Consider the following 17,402-nt stretch of genomic DNA (forward strand, 5'->3'; position numbering starts at 1 on the left):
GTTGATCGTTAACTGAGCCATTATTTGGTTTTGATGCTAGTTATTTGGCTTTGATACTAACTAGTAGATGCGTTTCTTTCTTTTCGTTTACTCTGAAGTACACGGGCCATATACCAAACCACGGCGACATTTAGTAAAAATACGCTGATGCTCAGAATATGCGTATGAGACACGATTTCATACACTTCAAATGGTAAATAGATTGCCCCTGTTACCAAGGCAAACCATTCCGTCCAAACAAACGCTTTCCATAAACCGTACGCTTCAACGAATCGAATCAGTGAATAAGCGAGAGCGCCAATAACAATTAAGTTTATATTACGGTCTGAAATTGAACTCGCCGCATGGATAAAAACACTGGGGAAATGGCTTGCAGGATTTAAGTGCGTGTGACTGACGATGGATTCTGCAACCTGTTGTAAGTTTCGTCCAGCTAACGCATGAAGTCCAAAACCAACCAAAAGAGCGAGTAAGCCTTTAAACGCTTCTATTATGGCAATGGCTTTTAGCCCATTTTTCGATGATGTCATCTCGATCTCTTAATAAGCCAATTAGTATGTGTATAACGTGTCTTTAGAAGCAAAAAAACACCGCTTCTGTACAGTAGGCGTCTATGCTTTGAATTGTAGTGGTGATACTAAAGCGCATACTTGGTTTGTACCAGTACTAAGCCATTAGGTTGCTGAAAAACAAATAACATTTATGAAAATAAGCGGTTTTGATTTGAAAAGCGTTGTTTAGTTTGATCGCTCTTTTACTGGTGACTAGACATTCAAAAGCCTCAAATAGGTGGCACAAATTTAATTATTTAGCAGCTGACTATAGTTTTCTTTTTAAAATCTGTACGATTGGTCAGATATTTGCATTTCAACGATAACTTTAGATACTACTTTAATGAAGGAGAGTGCTTTGAAATTCCTCTTAAATGACAAACTCATTGACGATAATACGCTCCCCAGCGACTTTACAGCGTTACGCTACCTACGAGAGGAGCGTGGTTTAACGGGAACCAAAGAAGGTTGCGCGTCTGGTGATTGTGGTGCATGTACGCTGCTTGTCGGCGTGATAAAAGAGGGTGAGCTGCATTACTCAACGTTTAATTCCTGCATTACACCGGTTCAGTCTCTTTCTGGTAAACATGTAGTCTCTGTCGAATATTTATCTGAATTTGGGGGGAAGGCGAGCGGTGGATTACATCCTGCTCAACAAGCCATGGTGGAACATCATGGTTCTCAATGCGGTTTTTGTACACCGGGTTTTGTTTTGTCTTTGGCTGGACTTTTTGAGAACAGCCAATCTTCTGATAAAGCCATAGACCGAGAGTCTGTGTGCGATGCTATTTCCGGCAACTTGTGCCGTTGTACCGGTTATCGCCCGATTATCGATGCAGGATTGGACATGGTGAGAACCGCTAAAGATGCGAAATTTATCGAACTGATGAGCAAAAACGACAATATTAAGTCTCAGTTGTTGGCTTTTAAAGAAGTCGAAAAACCAGCGTCCCTCAGCAATCAATCCTATTTACAGCCAACGACATTAGCAGAACTGCTTCAAGTCAAAACCGCTCATGCGGACGCGATAATGATTGCTGGTGGCACGGATTTGATGCTGGAAAATACGCAGCGCTTCCATGACTTTGGTACTTTGATCGATGTGTCTCATGTCGCTGAGTTAAAACAGATTCAAGGCAATGGCACGACGTTAACCTTAGGCGCATCTGTTACTTACAGTGAATTGGAATACTTCAGCAAAACACGCTACCCACACATTTATAACCTGCTAAGCCGCATTGCGTCTCGACAAATTCGTAACCGTGGCACCATAGGCGGCAATGTGGCCAATGCCTCGCCGATTGCGGATCTACCGCCTTTGTTATTGGCATTTGATGCAGACATGCAATTGGTCAAAACTGACGGCAGCAAACGAGTCGTGAACATTAACGACTTCTACCAAGGTTATAAGACGACTGTTCTTGCAAAAGAAAGAGGAAAAGACGAGTTGATTGTTTCGTTTGATTTAGCATTGAGCAAGTTGGAACAATTTCATCGTTTTTATAAAGTCTCCAAGCGAATGGAAGACGATATATCCAGTGTGATGTTGGCCGTACGTTTTGAATTAAATCATGACAAAATCTGTGACGTTCGATTCGCCTTTGGCGGCATGGCAGCCACACCGATTCGCGCGGTAACAGCAGAACAGTCTTTGGTTGGCAAAAGCATTAACGATGAACAAGCGTTAACGCAAGCCATTGAGAATCTAAGAAGCGAATTGACGCCATTAAGCGACATGCGAGCCAGCTCCCGTTATCGACTCGACATGGCGTGTAACTTAATCAAAAAAGCATGGTTAGAATTAAACGGCACGCAGGTTCCGACTTTCTCAGGTCATGCATTATCAGAATCCATGCTTTCTCTTGGAAATGAGATCACCGGTCAGGAGGGAATGACTCATGCGTAAGTTACCTAGTGATTTAGTAACTGGTTTTAAAAGTGACAAGCTTCCCATGCATGAGTCAGCTGTTAAACACGTCACAGGCCAAGCGATTTACATTGATGACATGCCTGAATGGCCAAACGAGTTACACATAGCGACAGGTAAATCCACCGAAGCGCACGCAGACATCGTCAGCATTAATCTAGACAAAGTACGTGCGTATCCTGGCGTGGTGGATGTGATCGTACAATCTGATATTCCTGGTGAAGTCGATGTGTCACCGGTACTGAGTGGCGATTTATTGTTGGCTGGGGATTTTGTTCATTTCATCGGACAGTCTATTTTTGCGGTAGCGGCGACCAGTTTACGTATCGCAAAGCAAGCGGTTGAGCTGGCAGAAATCGTCTACAAACCAAGAATAAGTACGCTGCATCCGAAGGAGTCGTTAGAGCGACAAGAGTTTGTATTACCAACCCACACGATTCAATGTGGCGACGCAAAAGCCGCGATGGAGACGGCGCCTCATAAAATAAAATCGGACATTTACATCAAAGGCCAAGAACACTTTTATTTAGAAGGCCAAATCAGTGTCGCGGTGCCAAATGAAGATGGCGGCGTTTTGGTTTACGCTTCGTCTCAGCATCCAGCGGAAGTGCAAAAGCTGGTCGCGAAAGTCCTCGGTTTGTCCGTAGCGCAAGTCTTGGTTGAAGTTCGACGCATGGGCGGCGGCTTTGGCGGTAAAGAATCTCAAGCGGCGGTGTTAGGTTGCATGGCGGCGGTGTTAGCGATTCGTAATCGTTGCCCCGTTAAGTACCGTATGCCTCGCCAAGATGACATGGTGCAAACAGGCAAGCGTCATGATTTTTGGAACAGTTATGAAGTGGGCTTCTCAGCAGAAGGCGAGATTATCAGCGCCGAATACGACATGGTAGGCAAGTGCGGTTGTACGGCCGATTTGTCCGATGGCGTGGTCGACAGAGCCATGTTCCATGCGGATAATGCTTACTTCTTACCGAACGCGCGCATTAGCGGTTATCGAGGCAAAACCCATACGGTATCGAACACAGCATTCCGTGGTTTTGGCGGACCAAAAGGCGTGTTATTGGCCGAAGCTGTCATCGAAGAAATTGCCTGTACGGTCGGTAAAGACGCCCTCGATGTTCGTAAACTGAATTGCTACCAAGAAGGCAAAACAAAAACCCCATACGGACAAGACGTTGAAGAAAATGTGTTATTGACCCTGATCGAAGAGCTAGAAGAAACCTCTGATTATCGAGCTCGTCGTGAAGCGATTCGTGAATTTAACAAGCAAAGCCCTTTTCTTAAAAAAGGTTTGGCGCTGACGCCGGTTAAATTTGGTATTTCGTTCACGTCAAAACACCTAAACCAAGGTGGCGCGTTGGTTCATGTTTACACCGATGGCAGTGTTCACATTAGTCACGGCGGAACGGAAATGGGCCAAGGCTTGTACACTAAAGTCGCGCAAATTGTCGCCAAGACGTTTGGAATCGATTATCAACGTGTCAATGTCAGCTCGACTCGAACGGACAAAGTGCCAAACGCCTCGCCAACCGCGGCATCCGCAGGAACAGATTTAAACGGCATGGCGGCATTGGACGCGGTGGTGACGATAAAAGGGCGCTTGCAAGAATTCGCCATGGAACATTTTAGTATCGCAGCCGATGCCTTTGCCATTACGGATGACCAAGTGGTTTTGGGAAGCGAGACAATGAGCTTTCCAGAATTCATCAAACTTGCTTATATGAACCGTGTGTCGTTGTCGTCAACAGGCTTCTACAAAACACCGAAAATCGGTTACGACAGAAAAGCCGCAAAAGGCCGACCCTTCTTGTATTTCTCCAATGGCGCCGCCGTGTCAGAAGTGATTGTTGATACTTTCACTGGCGAATATAAGGTCACGCAAGTCGACATATTGCACGACGTAGGCGACTCCATAAACTCTGACATCGACATTGGTCAAATCGAAGGCGCGTTTGTACAAGGCATGGGCTGGCTGACAACGGAAGAACTCAGTTGGGATGAAAAAGGCCGCATTACGACCAACAGCCCTGCGAACTACAAAATTCCCACCTCTGCAGATGTACCAGAAAAATTCAATGTGACACTGTTTGATCGCGCCAACAGTGAAGAATCGGTTTACCGTTCAAAAGCCGTTGGCGAACCGCCATTGATGCTCGGCATTTCCGTTTGGTGTGCGTTGAAAGACGCGTGTGCGTCTGTGTGTGATTATCAGTTCTCACCACCTTTGGCAGTGCCTGCAACGCCGGAAGCGGTGTTTTATGGCATGCAAGCCGCACAAGCGTTCCAGTCAGAAAGCCAGTCAAAACAGAAGACTGAGAAAGATCAGGCGGCCAACTTATGATGTCTTCCATGAGTTGGATTCAAGCCTTGGCCGAAGTCGAAAAAGCCGCACAAGCGTGGGTGATTGCCACTGTTATTGGTACGCAAGGCTCCGCGCCTCGGGAATCGTCCAGCAAGATGATCATCACCGCGAATCACAGCTTCGACACCATCGGCGGCGGCCAGCTGGAATACGCTGTCTGTCAAAAAGCCCGCGACATGTTGAACGGTGAGCATACTGGCGCTTCTCATGTGTTGGAAAACTTTCCGCTCGCCGCGAAAACCAACCAATGTTGCGGCGGCGCCGTGAGTGTGTTGTTGGAATACTTTCCAGAACCCGCGACTAAAATTACCATCTTTGGAATGGGTCATGTGGCATCGACCTTAGTGAACGTATTGGGAAACATGCAGGCGAAAATCTCATGGATCGACAGTCGTGAGAACCTTGCTCAAGACCAAACTATCAAAGGTTTGCCAAGTAACGTCACACCGTTTCTTTATAAATCCATGCTCGATCATATCGACCACATGAGTCATAACGAAATCGCCTTGGTCATGACGCACGACCACGCGTTGGACTATCAACTGGTGGAAGCGTTATTGGACAGAAAAGATTGCCGATTCATCGGCCTAATCGGCTCGAAAACCAAAGCGCTACGCTTCAAAAAACGCCTCGTCAGCGCCTCGTTTAGCCCAGCAGAAATTGAATCAGTGCATTGCCCTGTTGGATTGCCAGATGTTGCAGGCAAAAAACCGTTTGAAATCGCCATCTCAATCGCCGCGAAAATCATCCAAATCACCCAGAAAAACAAAACGGAAACGAAAAAACGCAGCGGATTAACATGGAAAGAAATAAACAACACCTTGAGTGATGTAAAAGAAATAAGCGAAACGAAAGAGAACTCAGAGGTTTAAGATTTAGTCTCTTCCCCTTCCTCTTCAAGGGGAAGAGGAAGGGGAAGATGGGGTTCTTTTGCCTTTGGCACAAACCAAACGTTACCACCATCACTACGTATGCCTGCATGAGGGAGGCACGACCGTAATCAGGCATTGTTCGTTAACGAGTAACTTATTCAAACCTACGGTCAAGTCTCTTCCCCTTTCTCTTCAAGGGGAAGACGGAAGAAGGGGTTCTTTAGTCCTTTCAAATAGTCCTCTTTTTAAGCAGGCCTCTTGTGCTTCCTTAGGGCACTTCTTATTTCGTTTTAACTCGCGATACACTGTTGCTCTATGGCATTTAATGGTATTCGCTATCTCGGATACTGAAATTTTTCGTTCTAAAAGAACTGAAATCTGATATCTTTTCCCTTCGGTAAACTTCTGATAACTTATGCTTGTACTGCTTAATTTTGTGGTGAAAAGAAGTGTACCAACTTCAGCAGTTGGCTTCTTCTACACCTGACTTGCAGTGTCGCACTTATTATCTGAATTTAGGATGTTGTACCTATATCAGAGATTAAGTTATTCGGAGTATATGGTTTGATTAAAAGAATTAATATTATAACTGTTTTTTTGTCTTTTATGCTGACGTCATGTTCTTACATGAAATATTCTGCTATCCAGACGGAATATAAAAAACTTCAAAATGCTGACCCCAGTCAAGTCAACTTAAAGCACATGCTAGATCAAGAAACTTTTTTTATCATGGGTAAGTCAATAGCTCAATCAAATAATTATTCGAATGTATCTATGGCTATCGCCGCTTATTCCAGTAGATTCAAAAAGTATGAACGAGTTGACACAATGTTTTTTAAAGGAGCAGGGACGCATTATGGTTTAAACCTTCCTGAAGGGACTTACACTTTACTAATATATGCAGACATAAATAAAGATCGGGAGTTTCAACAATCTGAAATAGTAGGTAAGAGGGAACTTGTTTTAAATACTACTAGTTTTCCAGAAAAAATTGTTAAGGATGTGAATATCGAAATAACGGCAAGCTCAAGGATAACTTGGGCTGAAACTATTTTGGTACCTGACAGTATGGAGATAGAGCAGTCCCTATATTATCCAACAGGAACCATTCGTAGTCTAGATGACCCAATATTTAATGTAAATATTTCGACTATGGGTATGTACGACCCTGCTTCCTTTCTAGAATATGCACCAACTATGTTTTACGCTTTGAAAGAAGATGTAGCGCATAAAATCCCCGTTATTTTTGTACATGGGATTGGTGGTAGTTCGAGAGAATTTAAAACGATTATTGAAAATATGGATAAAGAACGTTATAAAGCTTGGTTTTTCTATTACCCCTCTGGTGGCGATCTAGATCAGTTAGCGGATCTTTTTTACAATATTTTTCTTTCGGGGGCCGTCATTCCTAGGATGGATATGCCTATGATTGTGGTCGCTCACAGTATGGGCGGGCTTATCGCTCGAGAAGCATTTAATAAATATCAAGGAAAGGCGACAGAAAATAAAGTTAAATTATTTGTTAGTATAGCAAGTCCATTCGGAGGTCACCCTGCTGCGGCTTTAGGTGAGAAGCATGGCTTAATTGTATTGCCATCATGGAAAGACTTAAATCCAACTAGTCAATTTATAAAAGAACTTTATAGAAAACCATTGCCTGAATTTGTCAATCACCAACTATTTTATGCCTATAATAATTCCAGTGTGTTAAAACTGGGTGAAAACAGCGATGGAGTTGTACCACTTTTAAGTCAATTGAACCCAGAAGCACAAAGGCAATCTTATAATCAGTTTGGTTTTAACAGCAGCCATGTTGGTATTTTAGAAAATAAAGAAATGATCCATCACCTGCAGGAAAATATGGTTGGCGTAAAAAATATTTTTCCAGAATCACACATCAAATTACTTAATAATGGTGGTTTCGATGTGAAGCTAACGGGTGATTATAGCCTTCTCAGCCAGCATTTAATCAGCTATGCAGGAAAATACATTATTATGTTAGTCAACGAGACAATAAAGCCTATTAATTCCCAGCAAGCGAATTTCATTAAAGCCATTAAAGGGAAAATACCAGCAACTCAAGATGCGGAAAGAGACTTTATAAAGTTTATGCGGGAGTTCCCTCAAGTAGTAAATAGTTTCTTGGAAGGTCAACCTAAAAAAACGTTATAGCGGATAAACCGCTGAACGCGGTGTTATGCCTACAGGATCACATGAAGTATTTATCAATCGTCATATTTTCATTTTCTACTTTTCTACTTTTCTACTTTTCGCTCAAGAAGTAATAGTTAGTTCAGGAAAGTACGCCGATTATTATCACATTGAATGCGCCTAGCGCTTCGTATCGACGCTGTATCACAATATGTTCACTTCCAATGTCTAGATCCAATTCAACGCTTTGCTTCATGGTGTTCCCCTTGCACATATTTTTTATCTAATGGGACAGCTCATAAACTAACAGCTTCTTTTGTTTACATTTTAGTCATTGGTTCTAAGGTGGTTTTCTCTTTTTCACCAGTGTATAAAAATCATAAAAACCAGTGTCTCAAGGAAGAGACACTGGTTTCATCAAAACGATCAATCATTAATGCGGATTAGCCGTTTTTCGCTTTAGCTTCTTGAGGTGTTAACCCTTTTAGCTCAGGCCAGTTTTTTTCTGATGTGATTAAGTTGCCAGGAACGTCTTTTAACCAGACCTTTTGTGTGCCTTTGTTTAGGTTTAAATACAATTTACCGTCGGCAATTTTCCATGCAGTTGGGTCCGTATCAAACTTCAAGTTCATCGCGACGCCCATGGCACAGTAACCGCCGTATTGAGGTGCGTATTTTGTCTTGTCTTTATTAAATAAATCTCGGTTTGCCGCAGAGACAAAACGGAATGTTGCATTTTTGTAGTTAGAGGTGAATTCTGGGCTGCCCAATACTGGCTTGCTCATGGTGAAGTAAGCAACGGTGTCATAGCCTTTAATCGCCAAATCATTCGCGTCTGCGTTTGCATCGATGTCTGCGGCAAAGCTTGCTACGCTAGCAAAAAGAACTGTTGCTGCGACTGTGTTTTTGATCAAGTTAGAAATGTTCATAATTTTACCTTTTGTTGTTTTCAATAAGTTGTTAAAACCCACACGTTAAGAGGCGTTAGCGAAAAGCTGTTGAACTTATGGCTTGTCGTGCTTACTAACTAAGTCCCTTAAGTGAATGAAATCAGTCTATTTATTTCTTGATCATGAAAGGCATCGAAATATCCATAAAATGAAACCAATCGTCCAAATCGGCAAAAAAAGTAGGTGTTCGTGAACAAATTACAAAATATTATTGATAACTTTTCGATTCAGTCTGAGGTTATTTTTAGTGGGAGTTTTTGTGGTGGGAAAACGCTGGGCTCATTAGAAACAGAAAAGGGCGGTCATTTGCACTACATTCGTTCTGGTAAGTTAACCGTCTTGAGTGATTCCGGTCACAAAATGTTGTTCGACCAACCTGCGATTATTCTGTTGCCGTTCGCGACGACTCACCAAGTCATTGCCGATGAAACGGATGGCGCAGAGCTAATTTGTGCGGCGATTAATTTTACGGCTTTAGAGCAAAAGCAATTGGTGTCGAGCTTACCGAAATTGGTTTATCTAAATTTAGACGACGGGCCGATGGCGAATACCGTTGATTGGATGTTCAGTGAAATCGGTGTGACAGGGCTTGGGCAAAAAAGCATCGTTGGGAAAATGTGTGACATTTTACTCATCCAAATGCTGCGCAAACTGTCTGAAGAAGGGTTGGTGATACAAGGCATGCTGGCGGGGTTAAGTCATCCTGCGTTGGCGCCGACTTTGGTGAAACTACAAGAAGCACCAGAAGAGGCGTGGACGCTAGACTTAATGGCGGAAAGCGCCGCTATGTCACGTTCTAAATTCTCGGAACTGTTTCGAGATACCGTCGGGCAAACGCCGAACGATTTTTTAACCGACTTACGCATATCCACCGCACAACAACTATTGATACAAGACAAACCAGTCAGCCTAGTGGCAAACAAAGTCGGCTATGAACACGGTTCTGTATTGGCTAGAGTCTTTCGTAAGAAAACGGGTTTATCACCAAAAGAGTGGTTGCAGAAGTTCCACGAAAGCTAATCGCTATGTTTTTAAAGATGACATTCCTCATCAGCTTTAGCGAAATGTCATCTTTCAATTCTAATAGTTCATACCCTTAAATGTTTTTTGCGATTAAGTCGGCTTTTAATAGTCCGCCTTTCGTGAATAGCTTTGCTGAAAATTTTGGATTTCTTCTTGATTTGAAAGCATCCAATATCTGCTTTAATCCTGCGGCTTCAAGCAAGGATATATTTATCTCTGTATCCATTTCAGCGGATTCAACAAAATCATTTGAAAATGACGGTGCAATGATTAGGACTTGAGCAACTCGTTTACCCGAAGATTCGCAGCGATTCACGTAGGCTTTGACTTGGCGAGAGGTGGTTGAATATTTGGCAAAGTCACCATTCTTACAGGTTTTGGCCTCGCCAATAATTACATCGTCTTCACTTAACGACAAAATAATGTCTGCTTTATCTTTTGCGGTATTAATCGAGCGCCTTAGGTCTTCATCGACTTCAAGGCCTAGCTGTTCAAAGATAGCTTTCGTTACTTCTTCGAATTTAATGCCTATGTCTGATTCGGCGATTTCTATGCCTTCATTTTTTAAGCCAGCTAAATCTCGTTTTGCGAGTAATGCGTAGTTTTCAATTAACTTGTCTGTCGCATCTGCAAAACTTTCCAGAATGACTAAGCGAGGGTTGCCACGTTTACTCACTCCCATGCTATCTCGAACTAATTTAATGTCTTCGTTGGAAAGCATATAAAGAATGTCATGAGGCGTGATGCTTAAGGCTCGAAGCTTGTCGACATCGAGCTCTTCATTGTCTTCAATTTCGAAGTCTTTATGTAGAACCGAGGTTAATGTCGAAAAATGGGTTTTTAATGTTGAGAAAAGTTCTTTAAAACCGGTTGCGCTAAGGGCATTGAATTCGTTTTCTGCAGAGGAGTTAAGTGATGAAATAATGAGGTCGGTTCTTTCATCCAATGTTGTTCCAATTTTTTCTAGGCCTAAATCTAAGTCGGAAATAAGCGCTTTCAAGCGTTCTTTTCTGTCATTTATATTAGCGTCATGGTTGCTAATATCGTGCTGTAGCATATCGGTTATGGGTAGTCCCATTTTAATTATTTCTTCAATCTTATCTGTGCGTTCAACACCTCGAATTCGTTTGCCGTGAGCTTTTAAAATATTTGATAATTCAGAATCGCTTAACGTTCGTAAAATGCGCAGTAGGTGTTTATCGGCAAGCTCTTTTCCTTGCATTCTATTTAGCATGGTGACGATTTCATCTGCTACGTAAACCGTAAGGTTTTTGCGGCTTACAAAAACAAGCCCGACTTCTCGTAATGTGTTGAGGCAGTCTTGGATACCTGTTTGAGGGATAGCATTTACTAAATGCTGAACAGCTGATTTTTGATCAGCGGTAATGTCTAGTTTATGAGCTAAAACATTTAAAATGCTTCGTTCATCATCTGTGATTTTAGCTTCTCGATTATTCTTTTCATCGTTGAGGTAGGCTTCTTTGAGACAAGCGTGATAAATTTCTAAGCGTTTAGCTTCATTAAATGTTTCTCCATCTAATGTCCCTTTTATTAACACGTTTATTTCTTTGGCTTTAGAGTCGATAGCCGTCCACTCTTTTGTATAGAGTGCTTCAATCCAAGAAAGCCGAGCAATGCAATTACCATCTCGACTGACAATATTGATTAGTAATGAGGCTTGCGCGCCCAACATTGCCAATTGTTCTTTAACGCTTTTTTCGAAGTAAGGAAGAACGAGTTCGAAAAGTTGAATGATCTCGCCGCTGGAAGCATTTTTTATTTGCCCGTCAAGATTATTGATTCGTTTTGCTAGTTCTTTGTCGTGAATAATGGCTTCACTGCAAATTCGGTCTAGGAAATTAATGAACTTAGATTTTTCGACTTGATTTACGGTAGATAAAATACTTGATAGCTTCACCTTACAATCCTTTTTCCATGGTTTTCTTCGAAATTACCATTTAAATTTAGACAACGTATTGAATATATGCCAACAGAAAGAGTGCTGAGTAGAATGATAGTGCGCTTTTTCGCTTATCAGTAGGCCCAACTAACGGAGCCAAAAATGACCTATGATGAATTCAATCAATTTTGTTGTAGGGGATTGCTTTGAAATGGCGAGGATTACTTAGAGACCGATAGTCAGGGAGTTGGATAAATATCGGAATTAACCGTTCTTTAGGCCTTTATCCAATGTGATTATTCAGCAGCGAGTATGGTGAAAGTGACGAACAGCTCATTTAGAAAAATAAGGCAGACAGTGCCAAAATATAGTACTGCCTGCTTTAATAACTGACCAAATTTAGAAGTGATATGCGACAGTTATATTTGCAAAAGCAAAGGCGCCACCAAGGTCGTCTTTGATGCTTTGTTTCTCTTTTGTTAGATCGGATGCCGTTACGTTGTTATTAGAACCTTGAGCTTTCAGCTCTACCTTTGGATCATCAGAGGAAAAAATGACACCTATTTCAGCTTGAAAGTCGAAGCCTGGTGTTTTCTCAATTTTGTTTCCCCAACCTAAGCTAACGTAAGGAACGATTTCGGAGCGTTTTACGTCTGCTGTAAATGAGTCTAAATCCCCAGGGTTTACTGTTGTGGAGCCAACGGTATAGGCTTTTTTGTTGTTTGCAGAGTAGTTGGCTGAATAGTTTTGGTAGATTAAACCACCGGAAAGAAAGACATCATTTCCCCATCCAGATGACTGTATTGGATACCAATCAATACCACCTTTGATGGAGTACCTAGAGTAATCGGTAGCATCATAGTCGGTACCTGCAATGCTTAAACTGAATTCGTCATCGGCATCAAAACCACTGACAGCCGTTCGCCACTGAATGCTATCACCTCGAATAAGGTGTAGTTGGGTTGTATTACTCGCACTTATTCCTAGTCCCATGGTTCCTACGCTTATTCCGCCGGAATGGCTGGGTTCATACGCGAAGGCTTGCTGGCTGAGCACCACAGAAGAAATGAATAACGTAGCGAGTTTTAAGCTCAAATAGCGGTTTTCTTTTGATATTACTGTCATGGTCTTTTCCTTGAATGAAAGTGATAGTTTGCTTACATGAGTTGGACCATTGCTATTATGAGGAGGCGCATGGGAGAAGTATGTGGCACTTTTTGGACGAAGTGTGACAGTCTATTTTTTTATGAGTGGGTGGTGTGAAGAAAATACGTACAGAAGGCTGGAGTGATTCGAGAGGAAAACGTCAGTGCCTTTCCTCTTTGTTTATGAGTTGTTGGGTTATTTTACTGGCCAGCGTATTTCAAAGTGGGCGCCACCTAGCTTGGACGTATTTACTAATGCGTAGCCAGAGTGCCATTCCGCAATTTGCTGGACAATGGCCAGTCCTAATCCATGGCCTTTGGATGCTTCCCTATGCTCATTATCCAGTTGTTTAAAAGGAATAAACACCTTGTCTCTGTCTTCTTCAGCGATACCTTCACCATCGTCTTCAACTGATAAGCAGTATTCATGATTAAGCTGGACAAAATTAATGCGAATGGTGTGATCAGTATAAATTAGTGCATTTGAAACCAAATTATTTAAGGCTCGCAGCATCGCTCTTTGGTCAATAAAAAGACTTTTATCTTGTAGCTCGGGTGAAATGCCTAACTCAAATACAATCTTGCTGTGTTCGGTTTGCAGTAGGCTAATTTCATTGCGTATTTGCTGAGCAAGGACACAATGCCCAAAGTGAGTAATGTCTGTTGCGCGACTGTAGCGGGACAACATTAGTATCTGGTTAATTAAGTAATCTAATGTTGTGATGCCAGATGCGATGCTTTTTTTATAGCGTTCTTTTTCGTCATCAGACGCTTCGATAGAGTCCAGCATTTCAAATGCAAAGCTGAGCCTAGATAGCGGAGTGCGTAAATCGTGGGCTATGGCATTAGTAAGTTCCCGCTGGCTTCTAACCATTTTTTCTATGCGTTCTGCCATTGCATTAAAGGCTTTAGCAAGTCTAGAGATAGATGAAAATCGGCCAATGGCGGCACGTTGGTCGAGATAGCCTGAACCGAATAGCGACGCTGTGTTGGACAATTTGGTTAAGTCTCGCCATAGTGGAAAAACAAAGATCAAAATGCCCAAAGATACCACGGTGACAAATACCACAATCATCGTCAGAAACACCATGAGTGTTGCACCAGGTACGGGAATTGGGCCAATTTTAAGAACAAGGTTTTTGTTTTGAGTCGCTTGATAAATTTCTGTTTCATTATCCTCATTAATAAGCCAAGTCATGCCAGTACGATCGAATTGCGTGAGTTTGATGGCGTTAATATCTAATGTTTGTCGTGCGACAAGGGTTAAGTCGAAGCCAAATTCGGGTTGTAGTTGCTTTAACTTAGCTTGCCATTGTGATTGAGGCGTTTGTTGTAGATTTTGTATTATTAACTGAATGGTTCCTTTGCTGAGGTTACTCATTCTTCGTTCTTGCGTTTCTCCTAGCATCATGTGAATAAAAAAAGGGCTATCAAAAACACGCTTTATAATGGCATCCGCACCATTATGATCGCTGTAAACAACGAACTCTTTCGCTGGAAGTTGATCCAAATCCCCATAATAATCAATCTTGTCCTGGGCCGATATTAAGGTTAACTCGTAGCTAAATTGGTCTGCAATGGTAGGGATTTTCTGCTTCCATTCGGATTGAGGGGTGTTTTTTAAACGCTCCTCAATAAGGAAAAGCGTACCTTTAAAACTGGCTGTAATTCTCTCGAATCGGGCCGCATCATTAACAGCATGGATAGGATTGTAGGCGGTGATGTAGATTAAATAAAATAATGGCAGGAAGACAAGGATCCAGATTCTTATAAATAGCTTAATCATGTTTTAACTGACTCGTTTTCTAGTGTTTTCTCAATGGAAGCGCAGAGTAGATAGCCTTTACTTCGAATGGTTTTAATGATTTTCGGATTAATAGGGTCGTCATTGAGCTTTTTTCTAAGACGAGATATTCGACGATCAATTGATCGGTCTATTCCGTCGTATTCAAATCCTCTAAGACTTTGCAAAATGGTTTCTCGAGTAACAATCTTTCCAGCGTTATTAATTAATAGATTTAAAAGATCATACTCTGCAGTGGTCAGTGAAATATCCTGTTTATTGATAGAAACACTTCTTTTATGAGGGGCAATTTCTAATGTGCTCAATGTGTTGATTGTCTGGTTATTAACAGACGCCAGTGAAGGAAATGAGGCATGGCTAGATTCTACTCGCCTCAATAGCGCTTTGATGCGAGAAAGTAACAGACGTGGTTTCACTGGTTTAATGACATAGTCATCGGCACCAAGCTCTAGCCCCAGCATTTGATCCATGTCTTCATCAAGCGATGTTAGCATCAGAATGAGACCACTATAAGCAGGTCTTACTATTCGGCAGACATCCATGCCTGATAGGCCAGGTAGCATGATGTCTAAAATAACCAAATCAGGCTGCTGCTCTATAATCTGACGAGTCGCCTCAATACCGTTTGTTACCACTTCGACAAGATAACCATTTTTATGTAAAAACTCTTGAACCAGAGAGGCCAGTTCAACGTCATCTTCTACCAAAATCAGTTTTTTGCCATTTAATAGGTAATTACCCATATAAATCCTTACGTTATGGGTGTTGATTATAAAAATAGTGCCATGAATGTTGAATGAATACGAGGTTATATTTGTGACGGTTTGAGACGATAAAGCAGGCTGAAATGTGTGGTTGGGGTTGTGATACACGATCGCTAGGATTGTTATTCCGAAGCGCTTTAAAAGCACACGGCTAAGCAAATGGTTGAATGTCATTATTCTATCGCTGATCTATGAATGAGATAAAACTCGATCATATAGTACGATATCGCTCTTGTTTGGTTCGATATCGTACTATATGATGTGCTCTATCAACTTCAAGGGAGCGTATTATGAATGATCAAAAATCAACTGGGTTATCTCGTCGACATTTTTTATCTCTGGCTGGTGGTGGGGTTGTTGTCGCAGCAGGTATTGGCGGTACGGTATTTTCCCTGACTCGTACTCCTCATAATGCTTTGATTCCATGGAATCAGGCGGGTCAATATTCTGAGCCAAGGCGATTTTCTTTGTCATACGCCATTCTTGCGCCCAACCCGCATAATTTGCAGCCATGGTTAGTAGATTTACACGAAGACGGGATTGTAACCTTGTTTTCTGATCCAACACGGCGACTGCCGGCAACCGACCCTTTTGATCGTCAATTGACCATTGGGCTGGGGTGTTTTCTTGAGCAAATGACCATTGCGGCCACCGCGGTTGGCTATCGAGTCGAGACGCATTTGTTTCCTGAAGGTGAGTCTCCAGAAGGTGAGTCTCCAGAAGCCTTGGGTAGTTTGCCGATTGCACGAGTACGTTTTGTCGCGGACAAAAAAATGGTGGACCCACTATTTGCTTATATTCTTGGGCGTCGTTCGACCAAAGAGCCTTATGATATGAGCAAAACCGTCGCCGTTAAGACATTGAACGGATTAAATCCGCAGATTTCAGGTGTACGATTTGAAGGTGCAACCGATCAATCCCAAGTTAACACACTGAAAAAATTGACCTGGGAGTCCTGGTTAACGGAATATAAAACGCCATCGACCCAACAAGAAAGTGTTGATTTGATGCGTTTAGGCAAAGCCGAGATTAATGCTAATCCTGATGGTATCGATTTAGGGGGAATGCCGTTAGAGGGATTGATAGCAGCAGGTCTTATAACGAAAAAAGACCTCGCTACGCCAGGTACAAGCAGTTATCAGGCGGGCATTGATATATATCAGCCTATGTTAGAGGCAACTCCTGCATATGTGTGGTTAACCAGTGCTGATAATCGCCGTACTACTCAGATCGCAGCAGGACGTGCTTGGCTTCGCCTTAATCTACTGACTACAAAAAATGGCTTGGCATTGCATCCTATTAGTCAGTGTTTACAGGAATTTCCAGAGATGGCGGCTCACTATAAAAGAGCACATCAGATGCTGGCCCGCGAGGGGGAAACCATTCAAATGCTAGGTCGTTTGGGGTATGCTGCATCTGTTGCAAAAACCCCAAGATGGAGCCTAGATGACAAAATCAAACGAACATGATGGCCGTGATAACAACGCAGGTCTAGTCATGTTTGAGTTGTTGAATGAAGTAGGGATTATTGCCCAGCTCAGCCGTACATTAATGGAGTCTAGGTTAGATGATGGCTTGACCATTCATCACTTTACCGCGCTCAATCATTTGGTTCGATTAGGCGACGGAAAAACACCAATGGACTTGGCTCGTGCTTTTCAAGTTCCGAAAACAAGTATGTCGCATACTTTGGCAGGCCTTGAGAAACGAGGCTTAATCCGTATGGAACCTAATCCTGATGATGGACGAGGTAAATTGGTGCGTCTAACAGACTCTGGCCAAGCTGTGCGTAATCGAGCGATACAAGATATCGCCCCAGATATGGCCAATATTATCCCTCAATTTGGTTTAGAGGATGCTCAGGCCACGTTGCCTATTTTACGTAAACTAAGAGTTGTGTTAGACAAAGCGCGTAATAAATAGATCACACAATGTTGATTGTTAAATTGAGAGTTT

Annotated in this window: 13 protein-coding genes and 1 pseudogene; 7 read left to right on the forward strand and 7 right to left on the reverse strand. The window is 42.3% G+C overall.

Annotation, left to right across the window (positions count from 1 at the left end; translation table 11 throughout):
- Positions 1-56 precede the first annotated feature (56 nt).
- Entirely contained in the window at positions 57-530 is a 474-nt protein-coding gene (locus MP3633_RS07200; protein ID WP_176335043.1) for a DUF2127 domain-containing protein, read from the reverse strand.
- A 379-nt stretch (positions 531-909) separates the two neighbouring features.
- Between MP3633_RS07200 and xdhA the strand changes: the two genes are divergently transcribed.
- The 3 genes from xdhA to xdhC are packed head-to-tail and all read left to right on the forward strand — an operon-like array spanning position 910 to position 5,709.
- Positions 910-2,457, forward strand: a complete 1,548-nt coding sequence (xdhA, locus tag MP3633_RS07205; RefSeq protein ID WP_176335044.1) for a xanthine dehydrogenase small subunit — start codon at positions 910-912, stop codon at positions 2,455-2,457.
- Entirely contained in the window at positions 2,450-4,816 is a 2,367-nt protein-coding gene (gene xdhB / locus MP3633_RS07210) for a xanthine dehydrogenase molybdopterin binding subunit (RefSeq protein WP_176335045.1), read from the forward strand. The genes xdhA and xdhB overlap by 8 nt, the downstream gene beginning before the upstream one ends.
- The gene (gene xdhC, locus MP3633_RS07215; RefSeq protein ID WP_176335046.1) at positions 4,813-5,709 is read left to right on the forward strand and encodes a xanthine dehydrogenase accessory protein XdhC; all 897 of its coding nucleotides are present in this window, start codon (positions 4,813-4,815) and stop codon (positions 5,707-5,709) included. Before xdhB ends, xdhC begins: the two co-directional genes overlap by 4 nt.
- 243 nt (positions 5,710-5,952) lie before the next feature.
- Here xdhC and MP3633_RS07220 read toward each other — a convergent pair.
- Positions 5,953-6,126: pseudogene (locus tag MP3633_RS07220) on the reverse strand (helix-turn-helix domain-containing protein); the annotation flags it as partial.
- Positions 6,127-6,336: 210 nt separating this feature from the next.
- Here MP3633_RS07220 and MP3633_RS07225 point away from each other — a divergent pair.
- Entirely contained in the window at positions 6,337-7,881 is a 1,545-nt protein-coding gene (locus tag MP3633_RS07225; protein WP_244959896.1) for an alpha/beta hydrolase, read from the forward strand.
- A 422-nt stretch (positions 7,882-8,303) separates the two neighbouring features.
- Here MP3633_RS07225 and MP3633_RS07230 read toward each other — a convergent pair whose 3' ends face one another.
- Positions 8,304-8,789, reverse strand: coding sequence for a YHS domain-containing (seleno)protein (locus tag MP3633_RS07230; protein ID WP_176335047.1), 486 nt, complete (start codon positions 8,787-8,789; stop codon positions 8,304-8,306).
- A gap of 210 nt (positions 8,790-8,999) precedes the next feature.
- Here MP3633_RS07230 and MP3633_RS07235 point away from each other — a divergent pair, with 210 nt between their 5' ends.
- The gene (locus tag MP3633_RS07235) at positions 9,000-9,830 is read left to right on the forward strand and encodes a helix-turn-helix domain-containing protein (protein ID WP_176335048.1); all 831 of its coding nucleotides are present in this window, start codon (positions 9,000-9,002) and stop codon (positions 9,828-9,830) included.
- Between the two features lie 76 nt (positions 9,831-9,906).
- Here MP3633_RS07235 and MP3633_RS07240 read toward each other — a convergent pair whose 3' ends face one another.
- From MP3633_RS07240 to MP3633_RS07255, 4 genes are all read right to left on the reverse strand, one after another.
- Complete coding sequence (locus MP3633_RS07240) at positions 9,907-11,751, reverse strand: hypothetical protein (RefSeq protein WP_176335049.1); 1,845 nt, start codon at positions 11,749-11,751, stop codon at positions 9,907-9,909.
- A gap of 381 nt (positions 11,752-12,132) precedes the next feature.
- Positions 12,133-12,858 (reverse strand): hypothetical protein, encoded by a 726-nt coding sequence (locus MP3633_RS07245; RefSeq protein WP_176335050.1) that lies wholly within the window; start codon positions 12,856-12,858, stop codon positions 12,133-12,135.
- Between the two features lie 216 nt (positions 12,859-13,074).
- Positions 13,075-14,664 carry an ATP-binding protein gene (locus MP3633_RS07250; protein WP_176335051.1) on the reverse strand — a complete coding sequence of 530 codons (1,590 nt, stop codon included), beginning with the start codon at positions 14,662-14,664 and terminating at the stop codon, positions 13,075-13,077.
- Positions 14,661-15,425 carry a winged helix-turn-helix domain-containing protein gene (locus tag MP3633_RS07255; RefSeq protein ID WP_176335052.1) on the reverse strand — a complete coding sequence of 255 codons (765 nt, stop codon included), beginning with the start codon at positions 15,423-15,425 and terminating at the stop codon, positions 14,661-14,663. Before MP3633_RS07255 ends, MP3633_RS07250 begins: the two co-directional genes overlap by 4 nt.
- 311 nt (positions 15,426-15,736) lie before the next feature.
- On the opposite strand from MP3633_RS07255, the gene MP3633_RS07260 reads away from it, so the two are divergent.
- Together MP3633_RS07260 and MP3633_RS07265 are read left to right on the forward strand one after the other, a co-directional pair.
- Positions 15,737-16,915, forward strand: a complete 1,179-nt coding sequence (locus tag MP3633_RS07260; RefSeq protein ID WP_176335053.1) for an Acg family FMN-binding oxidoreductase — start codon at positions 15,737-15,739, stop codon at positions 16,913-16,915.
- Positions 16,893-17,369 (forward strand): MarR family winged helix-turn-helix transcriptional regulator, encoded by a 477-nt coding sequence (locus MP3633_RS07265; RefSeq protein ID WP_244959898.1) that lies wholly within the window; start codon positions 16,893-16,895, stop codon positions 17,367-17,369. The genes MP3633_RS07260 and MP3633_RS07265 overlap by 23 nt, the downstream gene beginning before the upstream one ends.
- Positions 17,370-17,402: the final 33 nt, after the last annotated feature.

It is taken from the genome of Marinomonas primoryensis (assembly GCF_013372285.1).
Taxonomy (GTDB): Bacteria; Pseudomonadota; Gammaproteobacteria; order Pseudomonadales; family Marinomonadaceae; genus Marinomonas; species Marinomonas primoryensis.

Excerpts from the sequence above, each read along its gene's own strand:
- MP3633_RS07200 (WP_176335043.1), bottom strand. The coding sequence starts at position 530 with ATGACATCATCGAAAAATGGGCTAAAAGCCATTGCCATAATAGAAGCG.
- xdhB (WP_176335045.1), top strand. The coding sequence starts at position 2,450 with ATGCGTAAGTTACCTAGTGATTTAGTAACTGGTTTTAAAAGTGACAAG.
- xdhC (WP_176335046.1), top strand. The coding sequence starts at position 4,813 with ATGATGTCTTCCATGAGTTGGATTCAAGCCTTGGCCGAAGTCGAAAAA.
- MP3633_RS07225 (WP_244959896.1), top strand. The coding sequence starts at position 6,337 with ATGAAATATTCTGCTATCCAGACGGAATATAAAAAACTTCAAAATGCT.
- MP3633_RS07230 (WP_176335047.1), bottom strand. The coding sequence starts at position 8,789 with ATGAACATTTCTAACTTGATCAAAAACACAGTCGCAGCAACAGTTCTT.
- MP3633_RS07245 (WP_176335050.1), bottom strand. The coding sequence starts at position 12,858 with ATGACAGTAATATCAAAAGAAAACCGCTATTTGAGCTTAAAACTCGCT.
- MP3633_RS07250 (WP_176335051.1), bottom strand. The coding sequence starts at position 14,664 with ATGATTAAGCTATTTATAAGAATCTGGATCCTTGTCTTCCTGCCATTA.
- MP3633_RS07255 (WP_176335052.1), bottom strand. The coding sequence starts at position 15,425 with ATGGGTAATTACCTATTAAATGGCAAAAAACTGATTTTGGTAGAAGAT.
- MP3633_RS07260 (WP_176335053.1), top strand. The coding sequence starts at position 15,737 with ATGAATGATCAAAAATCAACTGGGTTATCTCGTCGACATTTTTTATCT.
- MP3633_RS07265 (WP_244959898.1), top strand. The coding sequence starts at position 16,893 with ATGACAAAATCAAACGAACATGATGGCCGTGATAACAACGCAGGTCTA.